A 5,323-nucleotide genomic window follows, 5' to 3' on the forward strand; every position below is an offset into this window, starting at 1 on the left:
CCCCGCCACCGCCGCCACACGCGGTCAATGCCACGGCCAACGCCGAGGCCAGGACAGTCCTGGCGACGTCTCTCTTCTGCATTTGGATGTTCTCCCCGAACCCATTCCATGGATAGGGCCCAGTCCCGGGCCCGAACGCCGTCTTTATACTGCATCCTCACACCCCTGTCGCAACTGAGTGCGTAGCGCATGGCGCCGCATCGGCACGTGCTGGCGCGAACCGGGCGCGAGGCAGATAATCGTTTCACTTTCAACGGTATCTCCTCATGTCCGACATCGTCATCGTTGCTGCCAAACGCACTGCCATCGGCTCGTTCCTTGGTCAATTCAACGGTGTGCCGGCGCCGACACTCGCCGCCGCCGCGATCGAAGGTGCGCTGGCGCAGTCCGGCGTCGCGCCGGCCGACATCTCAGAAGTCATCGTCGGCTGCGTCCTGCCGGCCAACCTGGGCCAGGCACCGGCACGGCAGGCGGCGATTGCCGCAGGCATCCCCACCTCGACCGGCGCCACCACCATCAACAAGGTGTGCGGCTCGGGCATGAAGGCGATCATGTTCGGCCACGACCTGATCAAGGCCGGTTCGGCCAGCATCGTGGTCGCCGGCGGCATGGAGTCGATGAGCAACGCGCCGCATCTGCTGCCCAACTCGCGCACCGGCAACCGCTACGGCAACTTCCAGGCGGTCGACCACATGGCCTGGGACGGCCTGACCAATCCCTACGACGGCCAGGCGATGGGCGTGTTCGGCGAGGCCACCGCCGAGAAGTTCGGTTTCAGCCGTGCCGATCAGGATGCGTTTGCGATCGCCTCGGTCGAACGCGCGCAGGCGGCACAGCGCAGCGGCGCGTTCGCCGATGAAATCGTTCCGGTCGCGGTGGCCACGCGCAAGGGCGAGGTGGTCGTCGACAGCGACGAGCAACCCGGCAAATCCGACATCGCCAAGATTCCGACCCTGAAGCCGGCCTTCAAGAAGGACGGCAGCGTCACCGCCGCCAGTTCGTCGAGCATCTCCGATGGCGCGGCGATCACCGTGCTGATGCGCGCAGACGAGGCGCAACGGCGTGGCATCGCGCCATTGGCACGCATCGTGGGGCATGTCACCCACTCGCAGGAACCTGAGTGGTTCACCACCGCCCCGGTCGCTGCGATCAAGACCTTGATCGGCAAGATCGGCTGGCAACTGGACGACGTGGATCTGTTCGAAATCAACGAAGCATTCGCGGTGGTGGCGATGACGCCGATCGCCGAGCTGGGCATTTCGCACGACAAGGTCAACGTCAACGGCGGTGCCTGCGCATTGGGGCATCCGATCGGCGCATCCGGCGCCCGCTTGGTGGTGACATTGGTGAATGCGTTGCGCACGCGCGGTGGCAAGCGCGGAATCGCGACCTTGTGCATCGGCGGCGGCGAGGCGACTGCCATCGCTATCGAATTGATTTAATTGTTTTTAACGGCGATTTTGCAAAACTGAATGCGCGTACGCTTGACACTGGTCTTTGGACCGTCATCATGTCGGGGGCGCGCAATAGCGCGTTGCCTAATCTAACGACGAGGATTGAAACAATGACCATTAACAAGCTGCTGATCGCAATGGCTCTGGGCCTGGCCCTGACCGCTTGCTCGAAGCCGGAACAGGCTCAGGACGCTGCTGCTTCGGCTAACGAAGCCGCTGCCGACGCTCAGACCGCTGCTGACCAGGCTTCCGCCTCGGGCTCGCAGTCGGCTGACGCCGCTCAGGCTGCTGCCAACACCGCCGCTGCTTCGGCTGACACCGCTGCTGACGCTGCTCAGGCTGCTTCCGGCGCCGCCACCGACGCTGCTGCTGACCAGGCTGCCGACGCTGCCAAGACGGCTGAAGACACCGCCGAAGCTGCCAAGGACACCGCCGAAGAAGCCAAGAAGTAATCACTTCTTAGCTCCAAGCGAGTTCGGAGAAAGCCGCTGGTTTCCAGCGGCTTTTTCTTTGCCTGCGATTGGCCGTGAGCGGGTTGCGTCGCTGTCCAAACCGTCGAACGCGCGCCATGTCGCGGCGTGGATGGCGCATGCCGCCTACCGGCTGAATGGCCGGCAGCGCATTGACGCCGGCTGCATCGGTGGGTGCATAAGCTCCGCCTTCCAACACCGGAACAGGAACAGGACCACCCATGAAGACGATCCGCATGCTGTCGTTGAGCGCCATTGCCGCTTTCACTCTCGCCGCTTGCCAGGGCCCTGACGCAGAGCAGGCGCAACGCGATGCCGCCTCCGCTGCCAAGCACGCGGCGGCTGCGACCGAACAGGCTGCCGATCGCGCAGCCGTGCAGGCCAAGGCCGCCACCGCCGATGCACGCGTGGCAGCACGTGAACTGGCCGCCGATGCGAGCCGCGCAACCGCCAACGCCGCAGATGCCACCGCCGACAAGACCCGCGAGATGGCCAACAAGGCCGAGCAGAACGCCGACAAGCACGACGCCGAACATTCGCAACACTGATCGACCGTGTGACCGTCTCAACAGTTTGCAGATGTGCCGGCCAGATTGCGCCGGCGCATCTGCGTCCTGCCAACGGCAACCTCGTGTTGTCCAGTCTGGCGGGCTAGCATCCATCCATGCCCTTCTCTTTTACTGCGCGCCGCCGCAACCAGCTGGCGCTGGCGTTTTCCGCCCTGATCTTCATCGCCATCGGTGTCGGCATCTTTGTCGGTGCCCGCCGCTCACTCGCCGACGCGGCACTGGTCTCGCATACGCATGAAGTGATCGGCCGGGTCGACGAGATCCAGGCGCGTGTGCTGGACGCCGAATCGGCGCAGCGCGGCTTTCTGCTGACCGGCAACGATGCCTATCTGCTCGACTATCAGACCAGCGTCGAGCGCCTGCCGATCCTGCTCGACAACCTGCGTCGCCTGATTGCCGACAACCCCGACCAGGTGCGGCACCTGGACAGCTTGCGGCGACTGGTGGAAACGCGACTGCAGCAGATCCAGCATGTCCTGGACGTGTACGCACAGGACGGCCTGGAGCCGGCGCGTGCCGGCATCCGCCAGACCGCCTTCCGCACCACCAGCGCGATCCGCGAGCAAGCGCTGACCATGGTGCAACGCGAGCAGGAACTGTTGACGCAACGCGCCGAAAGCAGCCGGCAGAGTGCGGCATTGTTGCTGGTGCTGGCACTGGCCGGCATCCCGTTCGGGCTGGCGGTGGTCAGCCTTGTCTATGCCCTGCTGATGCGCGAGCTGCGGCATCGCTCGCAGGCCGAGAAAGAGGCGGCGCAGGCCAATCGCGAGTTGGCCGACAGCGTCGTGGCGCTGCAACGCAGTACCGCCGATCTGAATCTGCTCAGCCGCTACACCGGCCTGCTGCAGGGCTGCATCAGCGCGGAAGAGGCGCTGGTGGTGACCAGCCGCACCCTGGCCAGCCTGCTGCCGGGCGTTGCCGGCAGCGTCTATCTGCTGCGTGCCTCGCAGGATCGCGCCGAGGCGATCAGCCACTGGGGCGAGCCGCTGGTGCACAGCGCGCCGCATCTGTTGCCTGAAGAGTGCTGGGCGCTGCGCCGCGGTCAACCGCACATCATCGAAGACCTGGTACGGGATGCGCCATGCGCGCATATCGGCGCGCCCGAGCACGGCAGCGCCGTCACCACCGCATGCCTGCCGATGTCTGCGCAAGGCACCCAGCTCGGCTTCCTGTTCCTGTCTTCGCCGGGCCCGGCGCCGATGCCGCGGCTGGAAATCGCCGAGGCGGCCGCCGAACAGCTGTCGTTGGCGCTGAGCAACCTGCGCCTGCGCGAATCGCTGCGCCGGCAGTCGATTCGCGACCCGCTGACCGGGCTGTACAACCGCCGCTATCTGGAAGAATCGCTCAGCCACGAGCTGGCGCGCTGCGCACGCCGCGGCCTGCCGTTGTCGGTGCTGATGCTGGACGTGGACCACTTCAAGCAATTCAACGACAGCCAGGGCCACGCCGGCGGCGATCTGCTGCTGGCGGCGCTGGGCGAGTTGCTGCTGACCCGGTTGCGCGCCGAAGACGTGGCCTGCCGCTACGGCGGCGAAGAATTCACGGTCATTCTTCCCGAGGCCGACGGCGCCGAGGCAGCGCGTGTGGCCGAGGCCATTCGCGGCCATGTCGCGGCGCTGGCAGTCAGCGACGGCCAGCGCGCGTTGCCGCGGGTGACGGCCTCGATCGGCGTGGCCAGCTTCCCGGTCGATGGCGAACTGGGAGCCAGCCTGCTCCAGAAGGCCGATGCGGCCTTGTACGTGGCCAAGCGCGGCGGCCGTAACCGGGTTGAGCGGCACGGCGCGGCCAGGCCCGCACTGGACTGAGCACGCGCGCCATCGAACTTGGTTTGCGCAATCCGTCACACAAAAGATCGGTACACGCGGCGATAGTCGGCTTTGATCCCCTGGCGAGGCAGTCCGATGTCGATGTGGCGCGATCAAGGTCCCAACAAGAAAGACGGCGTTCCCGCAGCAGCTGAGGTCCCCGCGGCCGATGGGCGGCTGTTCACTGCCGAGTCCAGCCCGGCGCCGCCGGTCCCTGCCCCCGCGCCCCCCAGTGCCGCGCCCGCAGCGCCTGCACCGCAGCGCCACGGCGAGGCCAAGGAGTCGCTGATCGCCGCCGACATCAGCATCGAAGGCAAGATCGAGGGCGCCGGGCACGTACGCCTGGCTGGCCGCTTCAAGGGCGATGTCAACGTCAAGGGCGATCTCACCATCGAGCGTGGCGCCAAGCTCAACGGCGGCGTCCGTGCCAACAAGGTGATCATCGCCGGCGAGCTGGAGGGCAATATCGAATCGGCCGCGCAGGTGGAACTGCAGACCTCCGGTGTGCTGGTCGGCGACGTCAAGGCCGGCAGCCTGACCGTGGCCTCGGGTGCGCGCATGCGCGGCCAGGCCGATTTCGGCTGGGGCGAGGACACCGGCAAACCGGTCGGGACGGCCAAGCCGGTTGTCAGCGGAGACAGCGACGCCACATGACCGCGCTCCGCCCGGGCACGCCCGGTGCCACGCGCAGCTGCCCGCATTGCAAGGCGACGATCCTGGAAAGCGCCAGCGTCTGCCCTGCGTGCAAGCACCACCTGCGCTTCGACTCGGCGGCGGTGCAGCACGCACAGCCGGCCCCGATCGTGCCGCTCAAGGTGGACGGCACCATTCGCCATCCCGCCGATGGTGATCCGTGGGAATACACCGTGGTGGTGGTGGTGCGTAACGGCAAGGGCCAGGAGATCAGGCGCCAGGTCGTGGACGTGGGTGCGATGCAGGGTGGCGAAGAGCGCGGCTTTACGCTGGCGGTGGAGGCGACCGCCGTGCGCGCGCCTGGACGGCGGGTGCGGCATTAGGGGTTGGGG

The 5,323-nt window shown here is 66.7% G+C and carries 6 protein-coding genes; all 6 read left to right on the top strand.

Features of this window, described 5'->3' with window-relative positions; genetic code table 11:
* Positions 1 to 266: 266 nt before the first annotated feature.
* The 6 genes from EO170_RS15600 (at position 267) to EO170_RS15630 (ending at position 5,314) form a co-directional block, all read left to right on the top strand.
* Entirely contained in the window at positions 267 to 1,442 is a 1,176-nt protein-coding gene (locus EO170_RS15600; protein ID WP_126946335.1) for an acetyl-CoA C-acyltransferase, read from the top strand.
* Between the two features lie 122 nt (positions 1,443 to 1,564).
* Positions 1,565 to 1,906: a hypothetical protein gene (locus EO170_RS15605; protein ID WP_104585815.1), complete on the top strand. Its 342-nt coding sequence runs from the start codon at positions 1,565 to 1,567 to the stop codon at positions 1,904 to 1,906.
* Positions 1,907 to 2,145: 239 nt separating this feature from the next.
* Positions 2,146 to 2,472 carry a hypothetical protein gene (locus EO170_RS15615; protein ID WP_126946341.1) on the top strand — a complete coding sequence of 109 codons (327 nt, stop codon included), beginning with the start codon at positions 2,146 to 2,148 and terminating at the stop codon, positions 2,470 to 2,472.
* Positions 2,473 to 2,588: 116 nt separating this feature from the next.
* Positions 2,589 to 4,298, top strand: a complete 1,710-nt coding sequence (locus EO170_RS15620; RefSeq protein ID WP_126946344.1) for a diguanylate cyclase — start codon at positions 2,589 to 2,591, stop codon at positions 4,296 to 4,298.
* Between the two features lie 96 nt (positions 4,299 to 4,394).
* Positions 4,395 to 4,952 carry a polymer-forming cytoskeletal protein gene (locus EO170_RS15625; protein WP_126946347.1) on the top strand — a complete coding sequence of 186 codons (558 nt, stop codon included), beginning with the start codon at positions 4,395 to 4,397 and terminating at the stop codon, positions 4,950 to 4,952.
* On the top strand, positions 4,949 to 5,314 hold the full coding sequence (locus EO170_RS15630) for a hypothetical protein (RefSeq protein ID WP_126946349.1): 366 nt from the start codon (positions 4,949 to 4,951) through the stop codon (positions 5,312 to 5,314). Before EO170_RS15625 ends, EO170_RS15630 begins: the two co-directional genes overlap by 4 nt.
* Positions 5,315 to 5,323 lie beyond the last annotated feature (9 nt).

The organism is Xanthomonas sp. BRIP62409 (assembly GCF_003992965.1).
Taxonomy (GTDB): Bacteria; Pseudomonadota; Gammaproteobacteria; order Xanthomonadales; family Xanthomonadaceae; genus Xanthomonas; species Xanthomonas euroxanthea.